The organism is Corynebacterium sp. A21, from assembly GCF_052266655.1.
Taxonomy (GTDB): Bacteria; Actinomycetota; Actinomycetes; order Mycobacteriales; family Mycobacteriaceae; genus Corynebacterium.
This window is the reverse complement of sequence record NZ_JBQPQY010000003.1, coordinates 119,425-145,531: the sequence shown is the minus strand read 5'-3', so window position 1 is coordinate 145,531 and position 26,107 is coordinate 119,425. Positions and strand designations below refer to the sequence as shown.

Genomic DNA, 26,107 nt, shown 5'->3' with positions numbered 1-26,107 from the left:
CGTCAGTGGGAAGGTAGGGACACTCAGGTGCGTCTCTCGAAGATCAGTCAGGGCATCATCGCCGGAGTCGTCGTCATCTGGGTCGCGGTCGTTGCGGTGATGGTCGCCGGTGCCGCGGGGAGCACCGACTCTTCCTTCCCCGGCAAGGGCGCACTGGAGCGTAATGTCGCGGCCCTGGAGACCCAGGGGCTGAGCGTCTCGGCGATTTCGATGGCTGATATCTACGGCGAGGAGTACATCGCCGGCGCCATCATTTGCGCGGGGGAGACCCCCGAGACCATCGCCGCGAACTATGACGTCGATGTCGCTGGGCTGGAGTTGGGTGCGGAGGGCGTCCCGGCCGGTAGCAGCTATCTCCTGCTGCGCACCATGGACGGCACCCCGGTCTTCGATGAGATCGACAGCAGCAAGGTGGATCTCTGCTCGCAGCCGCTGGCCGGCTACTTCGACACCCAGGCCTTGATGCCGCTGGGGCAGATTGAATCAGGCTCCTGGGGCCTGTTGGTTTAGGTAGCAGGCCTGGCCCTGCTAGGTCTCGCTCCGGCCCAGCGACTAGCCTGGGGGATGTGCTTGTACTAGCTATCGACACCTCAACCCCGGACCTCGTCATCGGCGTGGTCGACCCGGCCACCGGGACCCTCGCCGAGAGGATCATCCCGGACACCCGTCACCACAATGAGTTGCTCACCCCCACGGTGCAGGAAGTTCTGGCGACCGCGGGGAAGACCTTCGCTGAGCTGACCGCGGTGGTCGTCGGCTGTGGACCCGGCCCCTTCACCGGACTCCGGGTCGGCATGGCCTCGGCGGCCGCCTTCGGTGATGCCCTCGGCATCCCGGTGCACGGGGTCTGCTCCCTGGATGCCATTGCGCAGCGCATCCCGGCGGACACGGTGCTGGTGGCCACGGACGCCCGCCGCCGCGAGGTCTACTGGGCGACCTATCACAATCTCACGCGTACCGACGGCCCGAATGTCCAGGCCCCGGCGATGGTCACCCCGACCCATCCGGTCGCGGTGGTCGTGGTGCCGAAGCACCTGGCGGGGCAGCTGAGCGGGCTCGCGGACGTCGAGAAGCGCCACCTGGGTCCGGATGCGGCTTCGCTGGTCAAGGTCGCCGACCTGGGTGCCACTCCGGCTCCGCTGGAGCCGCTCTATCTGCGCCGTCCCGATGCCAAGGTCCCGGCAGCTAAACCGAAGTCCCCGGCGATCCCGGATGTGGAACTCTGATGGAACTGCGGGAATTGCTGCCCTCGGATGCCCGGCGCTGCGCAGAGCTGGAGGACCTTCTCTTCCATGAGGACAATCCCTGGTCGGAGAATGTCTTTTTGGTGGAGTTCGCCCACCCACATACCTTCTACCTCGGGGTATTCGAGGGCGAGGAGGAATCACCGCAGCTGCTCGGTTATGCCGGGATGGCGATGCTCGGCCCCCGGGCTGACCCGGAGTTCGAGATCCACACCGTCGGCGTGGACCCCGGGTACCAGCGGCGCGGCATCGGCCGTCTGCTGATGGATAACCTGATGGCGGTCGTTGATAAATTCGACTCGCAGGTTTTCCTGGAGGTACGCACGGACAATGTTCCGGCGATCACCATGTACGAACGATACGGCTTCGTCAACCAGGGCATTCGTCGTAATTACTACCAGCCGTCCGGAGCGGACGCCTTCACCATGAGCCGAGCCAGTAGGAGCGAAAGATGAGCCAGGAACGGGACCTTATTGTGCTGGGGATTGAGACCTCCTGCGATGAAACCGGCGTCGGCATCGTTCGGCTGCGCACCGGGGAACATGGTGCTGAGCTGGATATTCTGGCGGATTCCCTGGCATCCTCGATGACCCAGCACGCCCGCTTCGGCGGGGTGGTGCCGGAGATCGCCAGCCGTGCCCACCTGGAGTCCATGGGCCCGGTGATGCGGGCGGCGCTGGCTGAGGCGGGCGTCGAGAAGCCTGATGTGGTGGCTGCGACCATCGGCCCGGGTCTGGCGGGTGCGCTGCTGGTCGGCGCTTCCGCGGCCAAGGCCTATGCCGCCGCCTGGGGAGTGCCTTTCTACGCCGTGAACCACCTCGGTGGGCATGTGGCGGTGGCCAATCTCGAGGGTGAGGAACTGCCGCATTCGATCGCTTTGCTGGTCTCCGGCGGGCACACCCAGCTGCTCGAGGTCGATGCCGTGGGAAAGCCGATGCGGGAGCTCGGTGCCACGCTTGACGACGCCGCGGGGGAGGCCTACGACAAGGTCTCCCGCCTGCTCGGTCTGGGCTACCCCGGCGGCCCGGTCATCGACCGGCTCGCCGCCCGGGGTGATGCCGCCGCGATCGCCTTCCCCCGGGGCCTGATGAAACGGGTCGATGAGGAACGCGGCCACCGCCACAACTTCTCCTTCTCCGGACTCAAGACCGCCGTGGCCCGATACGTCGAGGCCGCCGAGCGTAACGGCGAGGTCATCTCCGTCGAGGATGTCTGCGCCAGCTTCCAGGAGGCGGTTTGCGATGTGCTGACCTTCAAGGCCGTGCGCGCCTGCCAGGACACCGGCGCCACGGTGCTGCTGCTGGGCGGCGGCGTGGCCGCGAACTCCCGGCTGCGTGCCCTCGCCGAAGAGCGTTGCCGGGCTGCCGGGATTGAACTGCGCGTCCCGCGGTTGGGGCTGTGCACCGACAACGGTGTGATGGTTGCGGCACTTGCCGCCCAACGTATCGCCGAGGGGGCCGGGGCCTCCGCCTTCGGAGTTGCCACCGACCCTTCGCTGCCGGCTGAGGTGCCGCAGGTCTTCTAATCGGTGCGGGGGCTAGGCAAAGACCACGATCGGCTTGATGACCTCGCCGCTGGCTGAATCCGCGAAGGCATCATTGATGTTTTCGATGGGGTAGTTGCGCACGAGCTTCTCGATGGGGAATTTTCCTTGGCGCCACAGGTGGACGATGCGGGGGATGAAATCCTGCGGGACAGCATCGCCCTCGATGATGGTGCGGAACTTCCAGCCGCGGACCAGGGAGGCCCCCACCTCGAAGGAGACCTCCTGGCCTGGGGCGGGCGCTCCGACCAGGCCGACCGTTCCATTGATGGCCAAGGAATCCGCTGCCTGTCGGGTCACCGCGGTAACCCCGGTGGTGTCCAGGGCGTACTCGACACCATCTCCGCTGATGTCCCTGATCCGGGCCACGGGATCCTCCGTGCCGGAGTTGATGGTGTGGGTGGCGCCCAATTCAAGGGCATTCGACAGCCGGGAATCGTGGAGATCCACCGCGATGATGGTGGTGGCTCCCACCGCAGCCGCCGCCATGATCGCCGCCGAACCCACCGCGCCGGTGCCGAAGACGGCGACGGTGTCACCGGCGGTCACCCCGAGGGAGTTCAGGATGGCGCCGGCACCGGTGGACAGGCCACAACCCAACGGGCCGAGCAATTCCAGCGGTACATCATCATCCACCTTGACCACGCTGCGGGCGGAGGCATTGACGTGATGGGCGAAGGTCGACTGCCCGAAGAAGTGGGAACCGACCTGCTCGCCGTTCTCACTGAAGGCGGTCGAACCATCAGTTCGGGTGCAGCCAAAGTTCAGCGGGTAGAAATTCGCGCAATATGCCGGGGCGCCCGCCATGCACTGCTTGCATTGGCCGCAGGAATTGAAACCGAGGACAACCTTGTCGCCGGGCTTGACCGAGGTGACATTCGGGCCGATGGCGGTGACCACGCCGGCGCCCTCATGGCCGAAGACCGCCGGGAGGAAGGTTTCGTAGATCTGGTCCCGGGCGATGGCATCGGTGTGGCAGACCCCGGCGGCGGTGATTTTGACCTGCACCTCGTTGATGGCGGGCTCGTCGAGCTGGAGGGTGGTTATTTCGAGCGGCTGGCCGGCGGTGCGGACAATGGCGGCGATGGTGTCCATGAATTCTCCTGGATCAGGTCGGGAGTACGTGGGGCGCCCAGCGGAAAATTACCGACCGGGTGCCGCCGATTGTAGCCGCCATCACATAGTGGCGCGTGGTGTGTGACAGGTCTCGAAGGGGGTTGTGGGGTGATTCTAGCCCGATTGGGTCCACCTGGATGAACCTGGAGTGGCTCCAAAAATAAATTATGGGGAACCTTTGGCTCTCTAGCTGAGGGGAGGTGGGTTTCTCAGGTAACTCTGGGGTTGACCTGCATTAAACCTGCCTCCGCCGAGTATGGCGGTGGCCTTCTTGTTGCCCCTAGGGAGAATTGCATGACCACCGGTTTCCTTGTCAGCCCTGATCTGTCCCACCGCATCATCGAGTTTGAGCTTGAGCATGCCGCCCAGTTTCTCGGCGGAGTTGTCGATGACCGTGTCTCGGTGGCCTTCTCTGAGGAGTCCACAACCTATGTCGCACTATTCAATGCAGAGGCCAAGGCCATGGCGGCTGAGCCGAACCCGGTAGCTTCCCTTGGCCGTAATGAAGCCGACACCGGGAACTCCGCTTTCATCTCCGACCCGACCCGCGCGATTTCCGGGCCGGTCATTTTTGTCGGCGCTGAGGGGCAGGACATCAGTATCGATGAGATCAATGCCGTCAAGGATGGCATCCGGGCGACCCGGAACTACATCAAGGACTATGAGGAGGATTATCGCTACTGGCGTGCGGCGGTTCTCAACATGGGTACCCGCGACCTCTGATTTTCGGGCCGGGTGGGGTCCGGTCGATGCACTCTGAGGTGCTCAATGTGGGGTGACCCATCTGGATCTCGGCGAGAATTTAACGGCCGCCAGGGATATGGTTGTTGTGTCATAGCTCACGTTTCTAGTCTCTGAAGTAATTCTTGAGAGGAATCTGCACATGCACACTCCATCCCTGGCTTCCCGGCTCAGCGCTGAAGCCTTAGGTACTTTTTGGCTCGTTCTCGGCGGCTGTGGTTCGGCGGTATTTGCCGCGCTCTTCCTCAATGACGGTGGCATTCAGATGGGCATCGGTTTCCTCGGGGTGGCCCTCGCTTTCGGTCTGACCGTGCTGACCGGAATCTATGCCTTCGGTCATGTCTCCGGTGGGCATTTCAACCCTGCTGTGACCATCGGTCTCGTCGTTGGTCGGAGGTTCGCCTGGAAGGATGCCCTCCCCTATATCATCGCCCAGGTCATCGGCGGTCTCATCGCCGGTGCCATCATCTACCTCGTGGCCAGTGGGAAGCCGGGATTTGAGGCGGCCGGAAATATGGCGGCCAATGGTTTCGGTGATAATTCACCTGGTGGCTACAGCCTGATGGCTGCCGCTCTGATCGAGGTTATCCTCACGGCGATCTTCCTCTACGTCATCCTCGGTGCCACCGATGGCCGCGCGCCGAAGGGATTCGCAGGTATCTCGATTGGACTCACGCTCACGCTGATTCACCTGATTTCCATCCCGGTGACCAATACCTCCGTGAACCCGGCACGTTCCACAGCGGTGGCTTTCTTCAACGGCAACGGTGCCCCGGAACAGTTATGGCTGTTCTGGCTGGCACCCATCGTCGGTGCGGTCATCGCCGGTGCCACCTATCGCTTCATCGCGGCCGAGACCATCGCGGTTGTCGAGGCTAAGCCGGAAGTCTCCGGTGAGGTTCCGGGATAAGGGGTGCTATCAGTGGGACTAGGTGGTGCTCCAATCCTGTACCACCGCGTTCAAGGCTGCGGGGTCGGAGGCAATGAAGCGGGCCACGGCGTGCTCCTCCGGGGTGCCGTAGCCCCAGGTGACCGCCGCCGTATCAATGCCGAAGGTGGCGGCCCCCTCAATGTCGTGGCTGCGGTCGCCGATCATCAGGATCTCAGATTCCTGATTATGGAGGCCCACCGAATCCAGCACGTGGGAAATGACTGCAGCCTTGGTGCGGCGGGGACCGTCTTCTTGGGCGGCACCAATGAAATCAAAGTATCCGATCATGCCGAACTCGCTCAGCGATTGTCGGGCGAAGCCTTCGCCCTTGCTGGTGGCGGTGCAGAGCCGGAAGCCCTGCTGCTTCCAGTGGGCCAGTAGTTCCCGCATCCCGGAGAAGGGCTGGGAGTTGCTCCAGCCCCTGGCTGCGTGGTGCTCGAGATAAGCGGCGAGGGCCCGGGTGACCGTCTCCGGCGGCATTCCGAGGGTGCGGAAGGTCTCCTCCATTGGTGGTCCCGGAATCAGGGAGATCCGGGCTTCGCTGGGGATCGGCCAGCCGACGGTGGCCAGTCCATGGAGGAAGGATTCGCGGATTCCGGGGAAGGAGTCGATCAGGGTTCCGTCGACGTCCAAAAATAGGGTCTTCATGGCTTCCAGTGTGGCAGCGATCAGCGAACTTGGCACCTGTTGAGGTTGAGTGCTGGCACTCTCGAGGGTAGAGTGCCAATAGGTTGTCTGACACACAGTTGTTCACCCGCGACGACGACTGTGCCCTACATCGCAACCGGCACATTCAACATTCTTTTCACTGATACACGGAGGAATATCGTGGCGAACGTCAACATCAAGCCGCTCGAGGATCGCGTTCTGGTCCAGATCAACGAGGCAGAAACCACCACCGCTTCTGGTCTGGTCATCCCGGACTCTGCCAAGGAAAAGCCCCAGGAGGGCACCGTCGTCGCAGCTGGCCCGGGCCGCTTCGGCGATGACAATGAGCGTGTCCCGATGGACATCAAGGAGGGGGACACCGTGGTGTTCTCCAAGTACGGCGGCACCGAGCTGAAGTACGACGGTGTCGAGTACCTGCTGCTCAACTCCCGTGACATTCTCGCAATCGTCGAGAAGTAGGCGAAACCTCCATGGCAAAGCTCATTGCATTTGACCAGGAGGCGCGCGAAGGCATCCTTCGCGGCGTCGACACGCTTTCGCAGGCGGTGAAGGTAACTCTCGGCCCGCGTGGCCGCAATGTCGTCCTGGATAAGGCCTTTGGCGGCCCCACCGTCACCAATGACGGTGTCACCATCGCCCGCGACATCGACCTCGAAGATCCCTTCGAGAACCTCGGTGCGCAGCTGGTGAAGTCCGTGGCTGTCAAGACCAACGACATCGCCGGCGACGGCACCACCACCGCGACCCTGCTCGCTCAGGCCCTCATCTTCGAGGGACTGCGCAACGTGGCTGCCGGTGCCAACCCGATCGAACTCAACCGTGGCATTGCCCTCGGTACCGAGAAGGTCATCGCCGAGCTCAAGGCACGCGCCACCCCGGTGTCTTCCGCAACGGAGATCGCCAACGTGGCCACCGTCTCATCCCGCGACTCTGTCGTTGGTGAGATGGTTTCTGGTGCCATGGACAAGGTGGGCAAGGACGGTGTTCTCACCGTCGAGGAGTCCCAGTCCATCGAGTCCTCCCTGGAGATCACCGAGGGTGTGTCTTTCGACAAGGGCTTCCTCTCGCCGTACTTCATCACCGACACCGACTCTCAGCAGGCCATTCTGGAGAACCCGCAGGTTCTCCTGGTCCGCAACAAGATCTCCTCCCTGCCGGATTTCCTGCCGGTGCTGGAGAAGGTCGTGGAGTCCGGTCGTCCGGTGCTGATCATTGCCGAGGACGTCGAGGGCGAGCCGCTGCAGACCCTTGTGGTCAACTCCATCCGCAAGACCCTCAAGGCTGTCGCTGTGAAGGCCCCGTACTTCGGTGACCGTCGCAAGGCCTTCATGGATGATCTGGCAGTGGTCACCGGTGCCACCGTGATCGACCCGGAGGTTGGGGTCATCCTCACCGAGGCTGACGCCGAGCACTTCGGTACCGCCCGTCGCATCACCGTGACCAAGGACGACACCGTCATCGTCGACGGTGCCGGCAGCGCAGCGGACGTCGAGGCCCGCCGCGAGCAGATCCGTCGCGAGATCGCCAACACCGACTCCACCTGGGACAAGGAGAAGGCCGAGGAACGTCTGGCCAAGCTCTCCGGTGGCGTCGCTGTGATCAAGGTCGGTGCCCCGACCGAGACTGAGGTCGGTGAGCGCAAGCTGCGCGTCGAGGATGCCATCAACGCTGCCCGTGCGGCAGCTCAGGAAGGCATCATCGCCGGTGGCGGTTCCGCACTGGTCCAGATCGCCGAAGAGCTCAAGGCTTATGCCGAAGAATTCGAGGGCGAGCTTCGCACCGGTGTGCTGGCGCTGTCCCGCGCACTGGTGAAGCCGGCCTACTGGATCGCCGACAACGCCGGTGTGGACGGTGCTGTCGTGGTCTCCAAGATCGCCGAGCGCTCGAACGGTGAGGGCTTCAACGCCGCCACCCTCGAGTACGGCAACCTCTTGGAGCAGGGCATCATCGATCCGGTGAAAGTTACCCTCTCTGCGGTAACCAATGCTTCCTCCGTGGCACGGATGGTCCTGACCACCGAGGCCGCTATCGTCGAGAAGCCCCTTGCAGCGGAAGCTTCCGCGCAGGGTGTGCACGGACATCATCACCACTAGTTCCACCTGAATACCCGCACTAAATCGGTGGCCCCGGGAACCAAAATTGGTTCCCGGGGCCACCGACTTTTTGGGCTTTTCAGGCCGCGCACTGCCGTTGCCAGCAGGTATGCAGCGGTCTGAGATTTCACTTCTTATCTCGTGGAAATAGCTATAGAATGGATCAAAACAGCTCGTCCCATATACCAGTGGGCCGAGCTTCAGCAGTTTTTGCGATCAGCCTGAAAGGTATGAGCATTGCATTTAACCCCGCGTGAGCAGGAAAAACTGATGATTGTGGTCGCCGCAGATGTTGCCCGGCGAAGAAGGGAACGCGGCCTGCTTCTGAACCACCCGGAGTCGGTGGCGCTGATCACCTATGAGCTCATTGAGGGGGCGCGCGACGGGAGAACTGTCGCCGACCTCATGGGCTGGGGAAGCACCATCCTGACCCGGGAAGAGGTGATGGTGGGCGTGCCGGAGATGATTTCCGACATCCAGGTCGAGGCGACCTTCGATGACGGCACCAAGCTCGTCACCGTGCACAACCCGATCCGATGAACACCACAGGTCGCATCATCACAGGTCAGAAGGGGAAGCAATGATTCCAGGAGAATACATTCTCGCCAGCGGTGATCTCACCGGCAATGTGGGCCGGGAGACGAAGCAGCTCGAGATTATCAACACCGGTGACCGGCCGGTCCAGATCGGTTCGCACTTCCACTTCGCGGAGGTCAACCCGAGCATCAGTTTCGAGCGACTGGAGGCCTATGGCTTCCGTCTCGATATCCCGGCCGGTACCGCAGTTCGATTGGAACCGGGAGATATCCGGACCGTCAACCTGGTCGCCATCGGCGGTGACCGCGTGGTCGCGGGCTTCCGTGACCTGGTCGATGGACCGTTGGAGAACCGCAAGAAGGACGTCTGGGGTGGCCGTGAGGACGACTGGCGCCGCTCGTCGGCAGCCGGCGATGCCCCGCAGGAGCTGCCGCAGCACGGAGCCGCCAAGCGCGGCCGGGAACTTGATGAATCCGCCACCGAGGAAGGGGAGAAATAGATGAGTTTCACCGTATCCAGGAAGCAGTACACCGATCTCTACGGCCCGACCACCGGGGATGCCATCCGACTGGCCGACACTGACCTCTTCCTCCATGTGGACAGTGACAGCTCCGCGGTCGGTGACGAGGTCACCTTCGGCGGCGGCAAGGTCATCCGCGACGGCATGGGGCAGAACGGCACCCTGGTCCGCGACGTCGACATCCCGGACACCGTGATCACCAACGTGATCGTGCTCGACTACACCGGTGTCTACAAGGCCGACGTCGCGCTGCGGGACGGCAAGATCTTCCGTATCGGTAAGGCCGGTAACCCCAACATCATGGAAAACGTGGACATCGTCATCGGCGTGGCCACCGACATCATCGCCGGCGAGGGAAAGATCCTGACCGCCGGGGCAATCGATACCCATGTCCACTTCCTCGGCACGGATCAGGTCAACACCGCGTTGGCTGCGGGGACCACGACGATGATTGGTGGTGGCACCGGGCCCAGCCAGGCCTCGATGGCGACCACTGTGACCCCCGGCAAGTGGCACACCTACAACATGCTCAGCGCTTTCGAGGGAATGCCGATGAACTTCGGCATCCTGGGCAAGGGCCACGGTTCCTCGAAGTCTCCGCTCAGTGAGCAGATCCGGGCCGGCGCCATCGGCCTGAAGATCCACGAGGACTGGGGCGCCACCCCCTCCTCGATCAACACCGCGCTCGAGGTCGCCGACCAGCATGATGTGCAGGTCGCCCTCCACGCGGACACCCTCAACGAGGCTGGCTTCGTTGAGGACACCATTGAAGCCATCGCGGGCAGGGTGATTCACACCTTCCACACCGAGGGGGCCGGCGGTGGACACGCCCCGGATCTGATCCGGGTTGCCGGTATGGCGAATGTCCTTCCGGCCTCGACCAACCCGACATTGCCCTACACCCGCAACACCGTCGATGAACACCTGGACATGGTCATGGTCGCCCATCACCTGAATCCGGACAGCCCGGAGGATGTGGCCTTCGCCGATTCCCGCATCCGCGCGGAGACCATCGCCGCGGAGGATGTCCTGCACGATATGGGCGTCTTCTCGATCACCTCCTCCGACTCCCAGGCAATGGGCCGGGTGGGCGAGGTTGTTATCCGGACCTGGCAGGTGGCCGACCACATGAAGCGCACCCGGGGCGCCATGACTGGCGACTCGCTGCACAACGACAACAACCGACTGCGCCGCTACATCGCCAAATACACCATCAATCCGGCGATCGCGCAGGGTATCGACTATGTCGTCGGCTCCGTCGAAGAGGGCAAATTCGCCGATCTGGTGCTGTGGGACCCGAAGTTCTTCGGAGTGAAGCCGGACCTGGTAATCAAGGGCGGACTGATGGTGAACTCTCTCATGGGCGACTCCAACGGATCAATTCCCACCCCGCAGCCGCGCACCCTCCGCAACACCTGGGGTGCCATGGGACAGGCGGTGGACCACAGCTCGATCACCTTCCTCTCCCAGGACGCCATCGACGCGAATGTCCCGGACCAGCTCAACCTGCGGAAGGTGATCCGGGGAGTCCGCGGCATCCGCAACCTGAGCAAGAAGGACATGAAGCTCAATTCCGCACTGCCCGATATCCGCGTTGACCCGGAGACCTATCAGGTCTTTGTCGACGGGCAGCTGATCGAGAGCCAGATGGCCGAGACCGTGCCCATGGCGCGGCGCTATTTCCTGTTCTGACACCCACGTTCACCGACCCTTCAGGAGAATCATGATCATCACCTCCATCACCGACAACATCACCGACGATCCCTCGCTCACCGCGGGACGGGAGGTGATCGGGGTGACTTTCGTGGACCTGGATCTGGATAAGCGGATCCAACGGGTCCAGGTTCCCGGGGGCGGGGAACTGGGTCTTCGGCTGGTGCCGGGCCATGCGATTCTCCGTGAGGGCGATGTTCTCCACCGCGATGACACCAGCGTCCACGTTGTGCGGATCGCGCCCACCGACGTCCTGGTGATCATGCCGGTGGATGCTCATCAGATGGGTTTTGTGGCCCATTCCCTCGGGAACCGCCACCTGCCAGCCCAGTTCGCCGCCCCTGGAGAGTTGGCGGAACCGGCCACGATGATCGTGCAGTACGACCACACCGTGTCAGCGTTCCTGGAAGATCACGAGGTCTCCCATGAGCGCCGGGAGCTGGTTCCGCCGATGCCGTTCCGACACAGTGGGCACTCCCATTGAGGCGCTTGGATCCGGATTTTCTGCTGCTTCATCTGGCTGATTCCGCCTTGCCCACCGGCTCCTTCGCCCACTCATTCGGGTTCGAGAGCTACCTGTCTGAGGAAAGGATCACCGGTCCCGAGGACTTCTACAATTGGTTGCGGGTAATTCTCCGGGTGCAGCTGACCACCGCTGATGCCCTGGCCATCCGGATACACCACCGTGACCCCACCGCCGAGACGGTGCAGCGCCTGGATGGACTGCTCCACGCTGGCACTCCAGCCCGTGAGGTGCGGGAGGGAAATGCCCGGATGGGAACCCGATTGGCGGAGATCGTCTCCGATACCTATGGCTTCGCGGAAGTCACCGGGTATCTGGGGGAGATCCGCGGCAACCGGTTGGCCGGGCATCCTGCGCTGGTGATGGCCATGGCGGCGCAGGCCGCGGGCATCTCTGTCGAGCGTGCCATCATGGCGCACCTGACCTCGACAGTCAGCTCCCTGGTTCAGAATGCGGTCCGGGGCATCCCGCTCGGTCAGATGGCCGGTCAGCGGTTGCTCTTCCGGATCCGAGAGGAGATCATGGCCGCCACCGAACGCAGCGCGGACCTGGGGGAGATCGACCTGTGCTCCGGAGACCCGGGGCTAGACATCTCCCAGATGATCCACGAGACCCAACGGGCACGCATGTTCATGAGCTGAAGCTCAGCGGACACGCCCACATAAATTTAATTGCATAGCAGGAGGAAAAATGACTGATTTCAAGGATGCTGGCTCATCTACCGCACCCGTCCGGATCGGTGTGGGAGGACCGGTCGGTGCCGGCAAGACCCAGCTGGTGGAGCGCATCACCCGGGCCCTGATCGACGAGTTGAGCATGGCCGCGATCACCAACGACATCTACACCATTGAGGATGCGAAGATCCTCGCCCGAAACGGGGTGCTGCCCGAGGAGAGAATCGTGGGCATCGAGACCGGGGGCTGCCCGCACACCGCCATCCGCGAGGACACCTCCATGAATGACGCCGCGATCCGCGAGCTGCAGGTGCGTTTCCCCGATCTCGACCTGATCTTCGTGGAATCCGGCGGGGACAACCTCTCCGCGACCTTCTCCCCGGAACTGGTGGACTTTTCGATCTACATCATCGATGTCGCCCAGGGGGAGAAGATCCCGCGCAAGGCGGGGCAGGGAATGATCAAGGCTGATCTGTTCATCATCAACAAAACCGACCTGGCCCCACATGTGGGCGCTGATCTCGATGTCATGGTGGCGGACACGAAGATCTTCCGTAAGGACAAGCCCTTCTGCCTGACGAATCTGCGGACCGATGAAGGTCTCGATCAGGTACTGAAGTGGATCCGTCATGATGTGCTGATGCTGGATCTGCAGGAATCTCTTTAATGGAAAAGATTCCGACTCTCGCGGATTCCGCGCGTCCCGTCGGAACCCTCTGGCTGACCATCGACGATGGCGGTCCCGCCGGTCGCAGTCGCGCCACTGAGCAGTACCACCAGGGGGCACTGCGGATCATCCGGCCGCACTATCTTGATGACTCCGGACAGGTCACTTATACGATCGTGTCCGTCGGCGGCGGGTACCTCGGTGGTGATGTCTACGATCAGCGCTTTCGCGTGCTCGACAATGCCAGCGCCCTGCTGACCACCCAGTCGGCGACGAAGATCTACCGCACCCCGCAGGGCCCGGTACGGCAGTTCACCGAGCTGGAAATCGGGGAACATGCGGTGTTGGAGTATCTGGCGGATCAGACGATCGCCTACCGCGAGGCAACCTACCACCAATTCACCCACGTCCGGCTCCATCCCAGTTCCACCTTCGTGTTCAGCGAGGAGATCACCCCGGGGTGGCACCCGGAGGGCAAGCACTTCGCCTATGCGGAAATGCGCCTGCACACCCGGATCGAGGACGCGGCCACCGGTCGGCTCTTCCTGCTGGATAATCTGCTGCTCCGGCCGAGCGTGCGGCTCGGTCACTTCGGATGGACCGAGGAGTACACCCACTCGGGACAGTTCATCGTCGTAGCACCCCGGGTCGACCAGGAACTGGTCCGCGAGTTGAGTGCAATCGTTGCGGCGAACCCCCGGATCAGGGGGGCTGCCAGCCTGCTCGGAACCCCCGGTACTGAGCTGCGTGGGCTCCTGCTGCGCACCCTGGGCAACCGGACCGAGGATCTGACTGAACTCCATGAACACATCACTTCGCTTCTCCGGGAGCGCTGGCGGGGGCAGTCACCGGTGAACCTACGCAAGTACTAGAAGGAGGATCTTTGAAGCACGGCACAATCCAAGCCACGGTGGTGGCGGTGACAGCGATGCTGCTCAGCGCCTGCGGAACAACTACACCGGTGGCGGCGACCGGGGAGCAGATAGACAACTGCGGTGTGCCGCTGGACATCTCGCAGCAGGTGCAGCGGGCAGTGACCACCGAACAGGGGGCGACTGACACCCTGCTGGCTCTCGGACAGTCGGCGAACATGGCAGGTACCTCCCATCTGAAGGATGCGGTCCTGCCCGCGCATCAGCGTGAGTTCGAATCCATCCCGGTGCTCTCTGATTCGATCGCCACGGCTGAGCAGATCCGTAATGCCGATGCTGATTTCATCTATGCCCCCTTCGCCTCGGTGTTCACCGCAGATCAGTCCGGAACCCGCCAGGAATGGGCGGATCTGGGGGTGCGCACCTTTCTGACGAACACCCAGTGCCCGGATCATGCGGACAACGCCGGGAAGTCCTACTTCGAGCTGCTGGAAAAGGATTTCCAGCAACTCGGAGTGCTTTTCGACGCCGAGGACAACGCGGCAGAGCTGATCGACCATCAGCGCCAGACGGTCGCGGCCGCCGGAGAGATTGAGGCTGGGAAGACCGTGGCCTTCCTCTATTCAGTGTATGAGGGAGCTCCTTATATCGCGGGAGGTTCCGGTATCGCCCAGGAGATGTCCGAGCTGCTCGGACTGGAGAATGTCTTCGCGGATGTCCCGGAGGAGTGGCCGGAGATCTCCTGGGAGGCCATCGCTGAGGCCGATCCGGATTATCTCGTCCTGGCGGATCTACCAGGTCGGGGAGCGCCGGGTGATCCTTATCAAGACAAGATCGAGATGATGCGGGAGCATCCGGCCATGTCCCATACCCGGGCGGTGATGGCTGAGAACTACCTCGTTGTGCCCGGGGTGGGGCTGGCTCCCAGTGCTCGTTCGAGTGAACCTCTGGAGATCCTCACCGAGGCGCTCCAGTGACACGGAAGTTCAGCCTCGGGGTGCTGCTGCTGATCCTCGTCAGTGTGGCGAGTCTTTTTCTCGGCAGTGCTTCCCTGGCACCGGCGGAGGCCTGGGCGATCCTGGGTAACCGGCTCGGCATCAGCGATGGGCCGGTGCCTTCCCTGCTGCGGCAATCCATCCTCCTGGATCTCCGGCTGCCCCGGGTGCTCATGGCCGTCGTCGTCGGTGCGGCGCTGGCGATCGCGGGCGTCGTCATGCAGGCGGTTACCCGTAATGATCTCGCTGAGCCCTATCTGCTCGGGGTCAGTTCCGGCGCATCTGCGGGTGCGGTATTCGTGCTCACCCTGCTGGGGAGCGTGCTGCCGGTGGGTTTGACGATGGGCGCAGCGGTTGGCTCGTTGCTCTCCTTCGGTGTGTTGATGATGCTGCTGATCGGTTCAACTCTGACGTCAACCCGGCTGGTGCTGACGGGAGTGCTGGTGGGACAGCTCTTTTCGGCGATCACCTCATTGTTGTTGCTGTCCAAGGGCGATGCGGATGCTGTCCGAGGGGTGCTTTTCTGGCTTCTCGGTGCACTGGGTGCCGCACGTTGGGAGACCCTCGGGATCGTTTTTGCGGTGGCGTTGCCGGCCTTTTTCGCGCTGTGGAGTCTGTCCCGTCACCTGGACACGATGTCTTTCGGTGATGCCACTGCAAGCACCATGGGGGTCCCGGTCACCTGGGTGCGGGTGGCCGCCCTGGTGGTCGTTGCGCTGTTAACTGCGGCCACCGTCTCGGTGGTCGGTGCCATCGGTTTTGTCGGGCTCATCATTCCGCACGCGGCGCGGATGATTGTCGGTCCGGGGCATGCCCGCCTGATCCCGGCGAGTGCCCTGGCCGGAGCAATTCTGCTCGTTATCGCAGATGCGTTGTCCCGGACCCTGTTCGCCCCACAGGAAGTGCCGGTGGGAGTGATCACGGCCCTGATCGGGGTGCCGGTATTCTTCTATATTCTCCGCTGGAGGCGGCTATGAACGAGACAGCCGGACTTCAGCTACGGGATGTCGGCGTCAGCCAGGGGAAGCATCCGGTGTTGAGCGGGGTAAATGCGGGTGTGCCGCCGGGGAGCCTCACCGCAGTGGTCGGGCCAAACGGCTGTGGCAAATCCACCTTGCTGCAGGCAGTGGCGGGCCTTCACCCTCACACCGGGACCATCGATGTCGGCGGTCAGCCGCTCTTGTGGTACCCCCGCCGGGAACGGGTCCACCAGCTGGCTTATGTTGAACAGGCGGGCCTCGCCGAGACTTCGATCGAGGTCCGGGGGATTGTTGAACTTGGCAGGTTGGCGGGGCAGGGATTGTTCGTCCAACCTGATCGGGAGGATCGTCGGTTGGTTGATCGTGCGATGGCTGATGCGGATGTCGCGGGTATCTCGGATCGTCGTTATCCCACGCTCTCTGGGGGAGAGCGGCAACGCACCCATGTGGCGCGGGCATTGGCACAGGATGCAGCGGTCCTCGTCCTTGATGAACCGACGAACCATCTGGATCTGAATCATCAACACCAGTTGATGCAGCTGTTGGGGCATCTGGCACATGAGGGCCACCATGGTGGCAGTGTGCTGCTGGCTTTACATGATCTTGGGTTGGCGGCACGTTATTGCGATGAGATTATTGTGCTGCACCGAGGTGGGATAGCGGCGGCTGGGCCGCCGGCAGAGGTACTCAGCAGCGAATTGCTGGCTGAGGTGTTCGGAATCAGGGGGCAGCTTCATACTTCCCCGCAGGGGACCCTGATGCTCGAATGCATCGGGCCGGTGTGAGGATGTTTAGGCGTTGACCTTTTGGGCGACCTTCTGGACGCGCTGACGCTTACTGTTGCGCAGCACCAACTGGCGCTCGGACTCGCTCAGCCCGCCCCAGATGCCATAGGGTTCAGCGACTTTCAGCGCGTGGTCACGGCAGGCGGCGAGTACGGGGCAGGCGCCGCAGATGGCCTTGGCCCGGTTTTCCCGCTGGGTACGAGCACGACCGCGCTCACCGTCCGGGTGGTAGAACACATCAGATTCTTCTCCGCGGCAGGAGCCATGGAGCTGCCAATCCCAGAAATCTGCATTCGGTCCAGGAAGCAGGTGGGGCTGTGACATATGAAGCATCTCCTTAAGGCAAGACCAAACAGATCGCACCATTGATTCGGTGCACTTCGCAGTGTTATCTGCGGTAGTGAACAATTGGTTGCCAATTAGTGGCATGAAGGTGGAAATCTCAGTTCCCATTCAGATTTAGTGCCCTCTACCTGCGGAAATTCCGAAGGTTAAAGCTGAATGAACTTTCATGACGTGGAGAAACCGGGGCCAACGGGTAGGGTAATACTCCGACTTTGTTACATACTCTTTAAACAGGATGCCCCTAACATGGGGTGACCTGAGTGTGTTCCTGTTTCAGTTGCTGAGTGGAGGCTTGCGGTCGTGACCGATTCCGAGAGTGAATTGGCCGAATTAGTGCCTTCGGCCGTCCGCGGTGATCGCCGGGCGCTACAGCGGATTATTGAGATCGTGCATCCACAGGTGCTGCGCTATGCGCGTGCGCGTATCAGCGGTGGCCGTACCCCGACTCCGGAGGACACCGCCCAAGAGATTTGCCTGGCGGTGGCGACCTCTATCGGCCGGTACAAGGATCAGGGTCGCCCCTTCATGGCCTTCGTCTACGGGATCGCCTTCAACAAGGTTGCTGATGCTCATCGCAGTATGGCGCGGGATAAAACCAATCCCACCGATGAGGTCCCGGAATTGATCAATGATGTCGATACCCCCGAGGCATATGCACTTGTTTCCGATGGAAGTAACAGAGTGCGCGAGCTGCTCGATTCATTAAGTGACAAGGCCCGCGACATCGTGATCCTGCGAGTGTTCGTTGGTCTCTCGGCTGATGAGACAGCCGCTGTCGTGGGGAGTACCCCGGGTGCAGTGCGAGTGGCACAGCATCGTGCATTGGCGAGCCTGCGCAAGGCTTTGGAGAAAGAGGACACACTGTGACGAAGCGTCGCGACGATGAAGCCGATAACGGCTACTTCACCACCCAGTTTCCTGCGGTGGTGGCTGACGACGCCTTTCTCACCGACATCTCGCGAGGGGTGAAAACGGAGGAGGGCGAGGATGACCTGGCAGATCTGCTCCTGGGACTCCGGGAGGAGATCGAGGCCCCCATGCCGGCTCCGCCGACTCTGGCAGATCTCGGCCTCAGTGCGGTTGATGAGGAAGACAATGGTGGGGCCACGGTGATCCCGATGCGACCTCGCGGCGGTTTCCGCCGTGGCCTGGTCAGCGGTCTGATCGGGGCCGCCGCCGCCACCCTGGTTGTTGCCGGTGGTGGCGCGGCCGTCTACAACGCGCAACCCGGTTCGCCGCTGTGGGGCGTGTCGAAGTCGATGTTCGGGGATCGCGCAGCCGTCGTAGAGCTGGCCGGCACCCTGGAAGAGCTGGATGGCTTCGCCGAGACCGGGGACGTGGAGGGCCTGCGGGCACTGCTTTCCGACGCCCGCGCCCAGCTCTCTGATGATCGCGGCGGGGAGGTTCTGAACCCGAACCCGAATCCGGTTCCGGTGACCACCACCACCGCGACCGTCGAGATTGAGCCGCGTTCCTCTGCTCCGGCGGCTCCGGCGGCTCCGGCTGCCCCGGAGCCCCAGGAACCCACCACGGTTACCGCGCGGGAGACCATCGTGGAGCGGGAGACCTTGACCGAGACTGCGGTCCAGACCGTCACCTCCATCGTGACCGTCTTCCCCCAGGTGCCGGTCAACCCGGTCCCGCTGCCGACTCCCGTCATTCCGACAGCACCGAGTGACCTGCTCCCCGGTGATGAGGCAGGCGTGTTACCGGAGGGAAACTAGCCCTCAGGTAACTGATGAAAAGGGTGTCCGGCTCGGCGTTATCGCCGAGCCGGACACCCTTTTCATCAGTCGCTCTCTTAGCGCTGCTCCATGCCGTCGAGGTAGCCGAGGCAGTAGTCCCAGGGGACATAAGCACTGATTTCGGGTTCGGCACCGGGCTCATGCACCGGGCTGAGTTCATTCGCGAGGGTGGCGCGCATATTCGTCGCCAAGATCTCCCAGTCGTAGTAGTGGTTGATTTCGCAGTCCTCGCAGAGGAAGAAGATGCCGCGGATACCGCGGGGAGTCAGGATCTCCCGGAAACGGGTGACCAGGTGCAGATCCTGAATAATTCCTTCGCGCTCTTCCTCCGTCAGCGGCGTCATCGGTTCTTCGGCGTCCAGGAATGATGCTGGATCATTCGGGTCGTCGGCGAAAGGGTCGCGGGGCATTTGAGCATCGAAGTTCACACCGGTAACCATATTGTGCCGCCGCTCAGCCTGGCAACCGCGGCCTGTCTGAGGCTGGATAGGGATTTACGTGGGAACACACTAAAGTGATTGCCACCGCGGAAATGTTCTATGTGTAGGAGGAGTCAGCATGACCGATCAGCGAGTGTCCACCGGTGGCGATGATCCGAATAAGGTGGCCCTCGTTGGCCTGACCTTCGACGATGTTCTGCTGTTGCCCGACGAGTCCAACATCGTCCCCAGTGAGGTGCAGACCGGAACCCGGTTCACCCGGAACATCTCTCTGGGTATTCCCGTTGCTTCGGCTGCCATGGATACCGTCACCGAGGCCCGGATGGCCATCGGTATGGCGCGTCAGGGTGGCATCGGTGTGCTGCACCGTAACCTCTCCAGCCAGGAGCAGGCCGAGCAGGTGGAGATCGTCAAGCGTTCCGAGTCCGGTATGGTCACCAACCCGGTGACCTGTAGCCCGGATATGAGCATCGGTGAGGTTGACGCGCTGTGCGCCCGGTTCCGTATCTCCGGTCTTCCGGTGGTCGATGCCGATGGCAAGCTGCTGGGTATCTGCACCAACCGTGACATGCGCTTCGAGCGCGATATGAACCGTCGGGTCACTGAGGTCATGACCCCGATGCCGCTGGTTATCGCTGAAGAGGGTGTGTCCAAGGAGCAGGCGCTGGAGCTGTTGTCCACCAATAAGGTGGAGAAGCTGCCGATCGTGTCCAAGACGGGCAAGCTTGTTGGCCTGATCACTGTCAAGGACTTCGTCAAAACCGAACAGCACCCGAACTCCTCGAAGGATGCCACCGGGCGTCTGCTGGTGGCCGCCGGTATCGGTACCGGTCAGGATTCCTGGGAGCGGGCGGGTCTGCTCGTCGAGGCTGGCGTTGACGTGCTTGTCGTCGACTCCGCTCACGCCCATAACAACCGGGTGCTTGAGATGGTCGCCCAGGTGAAGCGGGAGTTCGCCGGTGTCGAGATCATCGGTGGCAACCTGGCCACCCGTGGGGCCGCCCAGGCCATGATCGACGCTGGCGCCGATGCCATCAAGGTCGGTATCGGCCCGGGCTCGATCTGCACCACCCGCGTGGTTGCCGGTGTCGGTGCCCCGCAGATCACCGCCATCATGGAGGCCGCAGTACCGGCACGCAAAGCCGGCATCCCGATCATCGCCGATGGTGGCATGCAGTTCTCCGGTGACATCGCCAAGGCGCTGGCTGCCGGTGCCTCCTCCGTGATGCTCGGTTCCATGCTGGCTGGCACCACCGAGTCCCCGGGCGATATCGTCGTGGAGAACGGCCAGCAGTTCAAGCGTTACCGCGGCATGGGATCCATGGGCGCGATGCAAGGCCGTGGTCTTTCCGGGGAGAAGCGTTCCTACTCCAAGGACCGCTACTTCCAGGCTGATGTCCGCAGCGAGGACAAGTTGGTGCCCGAGGGCATCGAGGGTCGCGTGCCTTTCCGTGGCAGCATCGAGGCGATCACCCACCAGCTGGTCGGTGGCCTGCGTGCCGCCATGGGCTACACCGGTTCCGCCACCATCGCGGAACTGCAGAACGCGCGTTTCGTGCAGATCACCAGTGCGGGTCTGAAGGAATCTCACCCGCACCACATCCAGCAGACCGTCGAGGCGCCGAACTACCACTAGTCCGGCACTGACACGAGGCTGAGAACCGCCCTCGGAATGCGCCCTGCATTGGCGCTTTCCGAGGGCGGTTCCGCTGTCCGGGGGGTGTACTCGGGTAAGGTTCAGGTTCTGAGAACCGGAACTCTTTGAAGGAGCCTGTCGCACATGCGTGACTATGTTGAGATCGGTATCGGCCGGGAAGCCCGTCGAACCTACAGCCTGGAGGACATCTCCATCGTCCCTTCCCGGCGGACGCGTTCCTCCTCGGACGTTGATACCACCTGGAATATCGATGCCTATTCCTTTGATATCCCGGTGATGTCGCATCCCACTGATGCGTTGGCTTCCCCGGAGTTCGTCATTGAGATGGGCCGGCAGGGTGGCCTCGCGGTGATTAACGCTGAGGGACTCTGGGGGCGCCATGAGGATCTCGACGCCGCGATCTCACGTGTTACCGAGGCCGCCCAGAACGCCAACCCGCTGGAGCTGATCAGCACCGCCGCCACCGCGGTGCTCCAGGAACTCCACGCCGCCCCGGTCAATGATGAGCTGCTCGCCCGTCGGATTACCGAGGTCCGGGAGTCCGGTGCCACCGTCGCAGTGCGGGTGTCCCCGCAGCGTGCCCGCGAGTTTGCTCCGAAGGTCATCAAGGCCGGCGCCGAGCTGCTGATCATCCAGGGCACCATGATCTCTGCGGAGCATGTGGCCTCCGGTGGGGAACCGCTGAACCTCAAGGAGTTTATCGGTTCCCTGGATGTGCCGGTGATTGCCGGCGGTGTGGCTGACTACACTACGGCGCTGCATCTGATGCGCACCGGCGCAGCCGGTGTGATCGTCGGTGGCGGTACCAACACCAACGCCTTCGCTTTGGGCATCGAGACCCACATGGCCACCGCTATCGCTGATGTCGCTGCCGCCCGCCGCGATTACCTGGATGAGACCGGTGGCCGTTATGTGCACATCATCGCCGACGGCGAGATCGAAACCTCCGGCGACGTCGCCAAGGCAGTTGCCTGCGGTGCCGACGCCGTGGTGCTCGGCGAGGTGCTCGCCCCGGCCACCGAAGCTGCGGGGCAGGGCTTCTATTGGCCGTCGGTGGCTGCCCACCCCCGCTTCCCGCGTGGCTTCGTCACCGAGGCTCCGACGGTGCTGCTGGACAATGAGCAGCGTCCGACCCTGGCGACGATCCTGAACGGTCCCTCCACGGAGCCCTATGGCTACCAGAACATCGTCGGTGGTCTGCGCCGGGCGATGGCCAAGTGCGGTTATACCGACCTGAAGAGCTTCCAGAAGGTCGGCCTGTCGGTTCGCTGAGTGATCTGACATACCAGATTCTCGGTGAACGGGGGAGCGTCTAGTAGACTTCTGGCTGTGACCCAGCAGAATCAATCTCCCGTCCTCGTCGTCGACTTCGGCGCCCAGTACGCCCAGCTCATTGCCCGTCGCGTGCGCGAGGCCAACCTCTACTCTGAGGTTGTCCCGCACACCACCACCGCCGCAGAGATCAAGGCCAAGAACCCGGCCGCGTTGATTCTCTCGGGTGGTCCCTCCTCGGTGTATGCGGATAACGCCCCCAAGCTGGATCCGGAGATCTTGGAGCTGGGGCTGCCGGTTTTCGGCATCTGCTACGGCTTCCAGGCCATGACCCACGCCTTGGGCGGCACCGTCGCCAACACCGGTGTCCGTGAGTACGGCCGCACCGAGCTCAATGTTTCCGGCGGTGTGCTGCACAGCGGTCTGGCCGGGACCCACCAGGTGTGGATGAGCCACGGTGATTCCGTCTCGCAGGCCCCCGAGGGCTTCGCGGTGACGGCCTCCTCCGAGGGTGCGCCGGTCGCGGCCTTCGAGTGCGTCGAAAAGCGCATGGCCGGGGTGCAGTACCACCCTGAGGTGATGCACTCCCCGCATGGCCAGGAGGTGCTGACCCGTTTCCTCACCCAGATCGCCGGCCTGAAGCCGACCTGGACCGCCGCCAACATCGCCGAGCAGCTCATTGCGCAGGTTCGCGAGCAGGTCGGCGAGAACGGCCGTGCGATCTGTGGCCTGTCCGGTGGCGTTGACTCTGCCGTGGCCGCCGCTCTGGTGCAGCGTGCCATCGGTGATCGCCTCACCTGTGTCTTCGTTGACCATGGTCTGCTGCGTGCCGGCGAGCGTGAGCAGGTGGAGACCGACTTTGTCGCCGCCACCGGCGCGAAGCTGATCACCGTCGATGAGCGGGCGGCTTTCCTGGAGAAGCTGGCTGGTGTGAGTGAGCCGGAGGCCAAGCGTAAGGCCATCGGCGCGGAGTTCATCCGTTCCTTCGAGCGTGCCGTCGCAGAGGCGATGGCGGGCCAGCAGGTTGATTTCCTGGTGCAGGGCACCCTGTACCCGGATGTGGTCGAGTCCGGCGGCGGTACCGGCACCGCGAACATCAAGAGCCACCACAACGTCGGCGGTCTGCCTGATGATGTGGAGTTCAAGCTCGTCGAGCCGCTGCGTCTGCTCTTCAAGGATGAGGTTCGTGCGGTGGGGCGTGAGCTCGGTCTGCCCGAGGTCATCGTGGGCCGTCAGCCCTTCCCGGGCCCGGGCCTGGGTATCCGCATCATCGGTGAGGTCACCGAGGAGCGCCTGGAGATTCTGCGGGCTGCTGATCAGATCGCCCGTGAGGAGCTGACCGCCGCTGGTCTGGACAACCAGATCTGGCAGTGCCCGGTCGTGCTGCTCGCTGATGTCCGCTCCGTGGGCGTGCAGGGTGATGGCCGTACCTATGGCCACCCGATCGTGCTGCGTCCGGTTCACTCCGAGGATGCGATGACCGCTGACTGGGTGCGCATTCCCTATGACACCCTGGCGCAGATCTCCACCCGCATCACCAATGAGGTGCCGGAGGTCAACCGCGTGGTGCTGGACATCACCTCCAAGCCGCCGGCCACCATCGAGTGGGAGTAATCCCGCGAAGTTTTGGCTGACCTGAGTTTTAGGTAACCTGAGCGCCCGGCACCATGAATCACTCATGGTGTCGGGCGCTTGGCGTTATCCCCAGTTGAGGGTGGTCTCACCGATACCGGACTCGATGTGGATGTTGAGGATCTCCCCCTCCGCATCTTCGTTGTAGCTGCCGGCCACGCAGCCGGAATCTCCGAGGCCTTCGGCGCAGGTCAGCTCGATCGGGATGTCATCGGGGAGGAAGACATCGAGCTGGCCGATGCCGCCTTCGATGTTGATCTGCTGGCCTTCGGGGAGTTCGCCGAGGTTGCGTAGGTCCACGGTGGATTCCCCGACGCCGCCACGGTAGGTGTGGAGCAGCTCCCCGACGCTGCTGGGGGCATGGTGGGTATCGCCGATCTCGCCGCCGTTATAGCCGTCGGTGTGGGTGAGCCCGAAGATCAGTCCGCCGCCCAGCAGGGTGAGCGCGGAGAGGGAACCGATCCCGAGCACCACCCAGGGCCAGACACGGCCCTGTCGTTTGGCGGGGGCGGGGGCGGTGGGGTCCGGCAGGTCCCAGGCGAAGGGGGCGGTGCCCAGTGGGTCCCAGGCCGGGGGAGTGGTACGGCCCGGTGGGTAGGGGTAACCCTCAGCCGGGGTGATGCCGGAGAGATCGGGTTGAGGCTGCTGGGTCATGCTCGGCTCCTGTGGGATGTCAGTGGTGAGTAGTCCGGCGGGGGGATGGGGTTCCTTCTTGTGCAGCGCCCACCAAGCCAGCGCGGCGGCACCGAGTGCGATCAGGGTGGTGGAGCCGAAGAATTCGCTGACCCCGGCGCCGAGGACCCCGGAGAAGATGATGAAGAAGAAGAGCAGCCACCAGCCCTGGGTCCGCTCCCGCGGGTATTCCGGTTTGAACAGCGCCTGGATGGGGGCGACCGGCACGGAGTAGCGGGGCATGATCAGCCAGGCAGCCAGGTAGGCGGCGATGCCCCCGCCGGAGAGTGCGAGGACCACGAAGCCGATCCGGAGGATCAGCGGGTCGATCTGGTAGCGCACGGCGATGCCCTCACAGACTCCGGCGACATGCCCGTGCCCGCCCTGTTCCCCGGGGATACGGGGCGGGCGGGTCTCCCACATTTGCGTCAGGGTACTCATGGCTTCAATTCTGGTGTGTTCCGTAGGCCAAGGCCATCGGGGGCCACCCTGATCTTTGGGTGTCGGGGTTTCCCCCGATGTGCCCGGTTGTCGGGCCATGGGAGAATCAGGCCATGAGTTCTCCCCAGACACCGGTACCCTATGGCCAGCTGCGGCCGGGCTACTATCCGCGTTTCACCCGGCCCTCCCAGGGCCGGGTCGTCGGTGGGGTCGCGGTGGGGTTGGCGCAGCATCTGCGTCTCGAGGTCACGCTGGTCCGGGTGGCACTGATCATCTCGGCACTGCTCTCGGGCGTGGGGTTGATGTTCTATGCGCTGCTGTGGATTGCCTCGAAGCCGGGGCAACCGCAGGTTCCGCTGACGGGGAAATCGGAGATCTCCAAACCGGTGCTGTTGCTGCTGGTGGTGCTGACCCTGATCGGCGGTGGCCTCTCGATCTCCTTCGTCACCGGCGCCAATGGCAGCACCCTGATCCCCTTGGGTATTGCTGCGGCGGGTGCGCTGGTGGCCTGGCAGGCCTATGACCGCGGTTTCGGCTCCGGGCGTAGTCTGCTGGCCATCGGTTTCGGTTCGGTGCTGGTGCTCGCGGGCATCGTGGTGGTGGTCTTCAATTGGGAGGGCTCCAATAGCTTTGCCACCGCGCTGCTGGCGGTGCTGTTGACCCTGGCCGGGGTGGCGGCGCTGGCGGTGCCGCTGGGGCTGCGGCTCTGGGATTCCCTGGTGCTCGAACGGGCGGCGAAGGCCGCGGCGGATGAGCGCGCCGAGATCGCCTCCCACCTGCATGATTCGGTGCTGCAGACTCTCGCGCTGATCCAGAAGCGCGCGAATGATCCCGCCGAGGTGGCCCGCCTGGCCCGCGGCCAGGAACGCGAGCTGCGGCAGTGGCTGTTCGACGCCCCGGAGAAACTGAGCTCCACGGTCTTCGCCGCGGTGGAACTGGCCGCCGGTGAGGTGGAGGATCTCTTCGGTATCCGCATCGCCCCGGTGACCGTGGGCACCGACCGCCCGCTCGATGATGACACCCAGGCTGCGGTGCTCGCTGCCCGGGAGGCGATGGTCAATGTGGCCAAGCATGCCGGTGTTGATTCGGCGGATGTCTACGCGGAGATTCTTGGTGGGGAACTGGGGATCTATGTCCGGGACCGCGGGAGCGGTTTTGCTCCGGATTCCGTCCCACCGGACCGCCACGGGATCCGGGATTCGATCCGGGAGCGGGTGGGAAAGATCGGTGGTTCGGTGAAGATCCGTTCCGCGCCGGGCGAGGGCACCGAGGTGGCCATCACCATGCAGCTATCCTGAGG

At 63.2% G+C, this 26,107-nt stretch carries 29 protein-coding genes; 24 read left to right on the top strand and 5 right to left on the bottom strand.

What is annotated here, in order from left to right; genetic code table 11:
* The first annotated feature begins 27 nt into the window (after positions 1 to 27).
* Genes ACTU46_RS07075 through tsaD form a run of 4 tightly spaced genes read left to right on the top strand, consistent with a single transcriptional unit; the run spans position 28 to position 2,769 of the window.
* Positions 28 to 510 (top strand): hypothetical protein, encoded by a 483-nt coding sequence (locus tag ACTU46_RS07075; RefSeq protein WP_443380545.1) that lies wholly within the window; start codon positions 28 to 30, stop codon positions 508 to 510.
* A 56-nt stretch (positions 511 to 566) separates the two neighbouring features.
* Positions 567 to 1,226 (top strand): tRNA (adenosine(37)-N6)-threonylcarbamoyltransferase complex dimerization subunit type 1 TsaB, encoded by a 660-nt coding sequence (tsaB, locus tag ACTU46_RS07070; protein WP_443380544.1) that lies wholly within the window; start codon positions 567 to 569, stop codon positions 1,224 to 1,226.
* On the top strand, positions 1,226 to 1,699 hold the full coding sequence (gene rimI / locus ACTU46_RS07065) for a ribosomal protein S18-alanine N-acetyltransferase (protein WP_443380543.1): 474 nt from the start codon (positions 1,226 to 1,228) through the stop codon (positions 1,697 to 1,699). The genes tsaB and rimI overlap by 1 nt, the downstream gene beginning before the upstream one ends.
* Entirely contained in the window at positions 1,696 to 2,769 is a 1,074-nt protein-coding gene (gene tsaD, locus ACTU46_RS07060) for a tRNA (adenosine(37)-N6)-threonylcarbamoyltransferase complex transferase subunit TsaD (protein WP_443380542.1), read from the top strand. Before rimI ends, tsaD begins: the two co-directional genes overlap by 4 nt.
* A 12-nt stretch (positions 2,770 to 2,781) precedes the next feature.
* On the opposite strand, the gene ACTU46_RS07055 is transcribed toward tsaD, so the two are convergent.
* Entirely contained in the window at positions 2,782 to 3,882 is a 1,101-nt protein-coding gene (locus ACTU46_RS07055) for an NAD(P)-dependent alcohol dehydrogenase (RefSeq protein ID WP_443380541.1), read from the bottom strand.
* Between the two features lie 315 nt (positions 3,883 to 4,197).
* Between ACTU46_RS07055 and ACTU46_RS07050 the strand changes: the two genes are divergently transcribed.
* On the top strand, positions 4,198 to 4,626 hold the full coding sequence (locus ACTU46_RS07050) for a hypothetical protein (protein WP_443380540.1): 429 nt from the start codon (positions 4,198 to 4,200) through the stop codon (positions 4,624 to 4,626).
* Positions 4,627 to 4,786: 160 nt separating this feature from the next.
* Positions 4,787 to 5,554 (top strand): aquaporin Z, encoded by a 768-nt coding sequence (gene aqpZ / locus ACTU46_RS07045; protein ID WP_443380539.1) that lies wholly within the window; start codon positions 4,787 to 4,789, stop codon positions 5,552 to 5,554.
* 18 nt (positions 5,555 to 5,572) lie between these two features.
* Here the strand turns inward: aqpZ and ACTU46_RS07040 are convergent, their stop codons facing one another.
* Positions 5,573 to 6,223 (bottom strand): HAD-IA family hydrolase, encoded by a 651-nt coding sequence (locus ACTU46_RS07040; protein WP_443380538.1) that lies wholly within the window; start codon positions 6,221 to 6,223, stop codon positions 5,573 to 5,575.
* A gap of 180 nt (positions 6,224 to 6,403) precedes the next feature.
* Here ACTU46_RS07040 and groES point away from each other — a divergent pair, with 180 nt between their 5' ends.
* The 12 genes from groES to ACTU46_RS06980 all read left to right on the top strand — a co-directional run bounded on the left by groES (position 6,404) and on the right by ACTU46_RS06980 (position 16,603).
* Positions 6,404 to 6,703 carry a co-chaperone GroES gene (gene groES, locus ACTU46_RS07035; protein ID WP_443380537.1) on the top strand — a complete coding sequence of 100 codons (300 nt, stop codon included), beginning with the start codon at positions 6,404 to 6,406 and terminating at the stop codon, positions 6,701 to 6,703.
* An 11-nt stretch (positions 6,704 to 6,714) separates the two neighbouring features.
* On the top strand, positions 6,715 to 8,337 hold the full coding sequence (groL, locus tag ACTU46_RS07030) for a chaperonin GroEL (RefSeq protein WP_443380536.1): 1,623 nt from the start codon (positions 6,715 to 6,717) through the stop codon (positions 8,335 to 8,337).
* 237 nt (positions 8,338 to 8,574) lie between these two features.
* Positions 8,575 to 8,877, top strand: a complete 303-nt coding sequence (locus ACTU46_RS07025; RefSeq protein ID WP_443380535.1) for an urease subunit gamma — start codon at positions 8,575 to 8,577, stop codon at positions 8,875 to 8,877.
* Positions 8,878 to 8,917: 40 nt separating this feature from the next.
* Complete coding sequence (locus ACTU46_RS07020) at positions 8,918 to 9,373, top strand: urease subunit beta (protein ID WP_443380534.1); 456 nt, start codon at positions 8,918 to 8,920, stop codon at positions 9,371 to 9,373.
* Complete coding sequence (gene ureC, locus ACTU46_RS07015) at positions 9,374 to 11,086, top strand: urease subunit alpha (RefSeq protein ID WP_443380533.1); 1,713 nt, start codon at positions 9,374 to 9,376, stop codon at positions 11,084 to 11,086.
* Between the two features lie 31 nt (positions 11,087 to 11,117).
* Positions 11,118 to 11,591 (top strand): urease accessory protein UreE, encoded by a 474-nt coding sequence (gene ureE, locus ACTU46_RS07010; RefSeq protein ID WP_443380532.1) that lies wholly within the window; start codon positions 11,118 to 11,120, stop codon positions 11,589 to 11,591.
* 5 nt (positions 11,592 to 11,596) lie between these two features.
* Complete coding sequence (locus ACTU46_RS07005; RefSeq protein ID WP_443380531.1) at positions 11,597 to 12,271, top strand: urease accessory protein UreF; 675 nt, start codon at positions 11,597 to 11,599, stop codon at positions 12,269 to 12,271.
* Positions 12,272 to 12,320: 49 nt separating this feature from the next.
* Positions 12,321 to 12,971 carry an urease accessory protein UreG gene (ureG, locus tag ACTU46_RS07000; RefSeq protein WP_443380530.1) on the top strand — a complete coding sequence of 217 codons (651 nt, stop codon included), beginning with the start codon at positions 12,321 to 12,323 and terminating at the stop codon, positions 12,969 to 12,971.
* Positions 12,971 to 13,843, top strand: a complete 873-nt coding sequence (locus ACTU46_RS06995) for an urease accessory protein UreD (protein WP_443380529.1) — start codon at positions 12,971 to 12,973, stop codon at positions 13,841 to 13,843. The genes ureG and ACTU46_RS06995 overlap by 1 nt, the downstream gene beginning before the upstream one ends.
* 11 nt (positions 13,844 to 13,854) lie before the next feature.
* Positions 13,855 to 14,820 carry an ABC transporter substrate-binding protein gene (locus ACTU46_RS06990; protein ID WP_443380528.1) on the top strand — a complete coding sequence of 322 codons (966 nt, stop codon included), beginning with the start codon at positions 13,855 to 13,857 and terminating at the stop codon, positions 14,818 to 14,820.
* Positions 14,817 to 15,815, top strand: a complete 999-nt coding sequence (locus ACTU46_RS06985; RefSeq protein ID WP_443380527.1) for a FecCD family ABC transporter permease — start codon at positions 14,817 to 14,819, stop codon at positions 15,813 to 15,815. Before ACTU46_RS06990 ends, ACTU46_RS06985 begins: the two co-directional genes overlap by 4 nt.
* Complete coding sequence (locus ACTU46_RS06980; protein ID WP_443380526.1) at positions 15,812 to 16,603, top strand: ABC transporter ATP-binding protein; 792 nt, start codon at positions 15,812 to 15,814, stop codon at positions 16,601 to 16,603. The genes ACTU46_RS06985 and ACTU46_RS06980 overlap by 4 nt, the downstream gene beginning before the upstream one ends.
* A gap of 6 nt (positions 16,604 to 16,609) precedes the next feature.
* On the opposite strand, the gene ACTU46_RS06975 is transcribed toward ACTU46_RS06980, so the two are convergent.
* Complete coding sequence (locus tag ACTU46_RS06975) at positions 16,610 to 16,927, bottom strand: WhiB family transcriptional regulator (RefSeq protein ID WP_443380525.1); 318 nt, start codon at positions 16,925 to 16,927, stop codon at positions 16,610 to 16,612.
* 321 nt (positions 16,928 to 17,248) lie between these two features.
* On the opposite strand from ACTU46_RS06975, the gene ACTU46_RS06970 reads away from it, so the two are divergent.
* Positions 17,249 to 17,815, top strand: a complete 567-nt coding sequence (locus ACTU46_RS06970; RefSeq protein WP_443380524.1) for a sigma-70 family RNA polymerase sigma factor — start codon at positions 17,249 to 17,251, stop codon at positions 17,813 to 17,815.
* Positions 17,812 to 18,672, top strand: coding sequence for a hypothetical protein (locus ACTU46_RS06965; RefSeq protein ID WP_443380523.1), 861 nt, complete (start codon positions 17,812 to 17,814; stop codon positions 18,670 to 18,672). Before ACTU46_RS06970 ends, ACTU46_RS06965 begins: the two co-directional genes overlap by 4 nt.
* 77 nt (positions 18,673 to 18,749) lie before the next feature.
* Here the strand turns inward: ACTU46_RS06965 and ACTU46_RS06960 are convergent, their stop codons facing one another.
* Positions 18,750 to 19,121, bottom strand: coding sequence for a DUF5319 domain-containing protein (locus ACTU46_RS06960; protein ID WP_443380522.1), 372 nt, complete (start codon positions 19,119 to 19,121; stop codon positions 18,750 to 18,752).
* A 130-nt stretch (positions 19,122 to 19,251) separates the two neighbouring features.
* Here ACTU46_RS06960 and guaB point away from each other — a divergent pair, with 130 nt between their 5' ends.
* From guaB to guaA, 3 genes are all read left to right on the top strand, one after another.
* Entirely contained in the window at positions 19,252 to 20,769 is a 1,518-nt protein-coding gene (gene guaB / locus ACTU46_RS06955; RefSeq protein ID WP_443380521.1) for an IMP dehydrogenase, read from the top strand.
* 144 nt (positions 20,770 to 20,913) lie between these two features.
* Complete coding sequence (locus ACTU46_RS06950; RefSeq protein WP_443380520.1) at positions 20,914 to 22,062, top strand: GuaB3 family IMP dehydrogenase-related protein; 1,149 nt, start codon at positions 20,914 to 20,916, stop codon at positions 22,060 to 22,062.
* A 57-nt stretch (positions 22,063 to 22,119) separates the two neighbouring features.
* On the top strand, positions 22,120 to 23,676 hold the full coding sequence (gene guaA / locus ACTU46_RS06945; protein ID WP_443380519.1) for a glutamine-hydrolyzing GMP synthase: 1,557 nt from the start codon (positions 22,120 to 22,122) through the stop codon (positions 23,674 to 23,676).
* An 84-nt stretch (positions 23,677 to 23,760) separates the two neighbouring features.
* Here guaA and ACTU46_RS06940 read toward each other — a convergent pair whose 3' ends face one another.
* On the bottom strand, positions 23,761 to 24,807 hold the full coding sequence (locus ACTU46_RS06940; protein ID WP_443380518.1) for a PspC domain-containing protein: 1,047 nt from the start codon (positions 24,805 to 24,807) through the stop codon (positions 23,761 to 23,763).
* 113 nt (positions 24,808 to 24,920) lie between these two features.
* On the opposite strand from ACTU46_RS06940, the gene ACTU46_RS06935 reads away from it, so the two are divergent.
* Positions 24,921 to 26,105, top strand: coding sequence for an ATP-binding protein (locus tag ACTU46_RS06935; protein WP_443380517.1), 1,185 nt, complete (start codon positions 24,921 to 24,923; stop codon positions 26,103 to 26,105).
* The last annotated feature ends 2 nt before the right edge of the window (positions 26,106 to 26,107 follow it).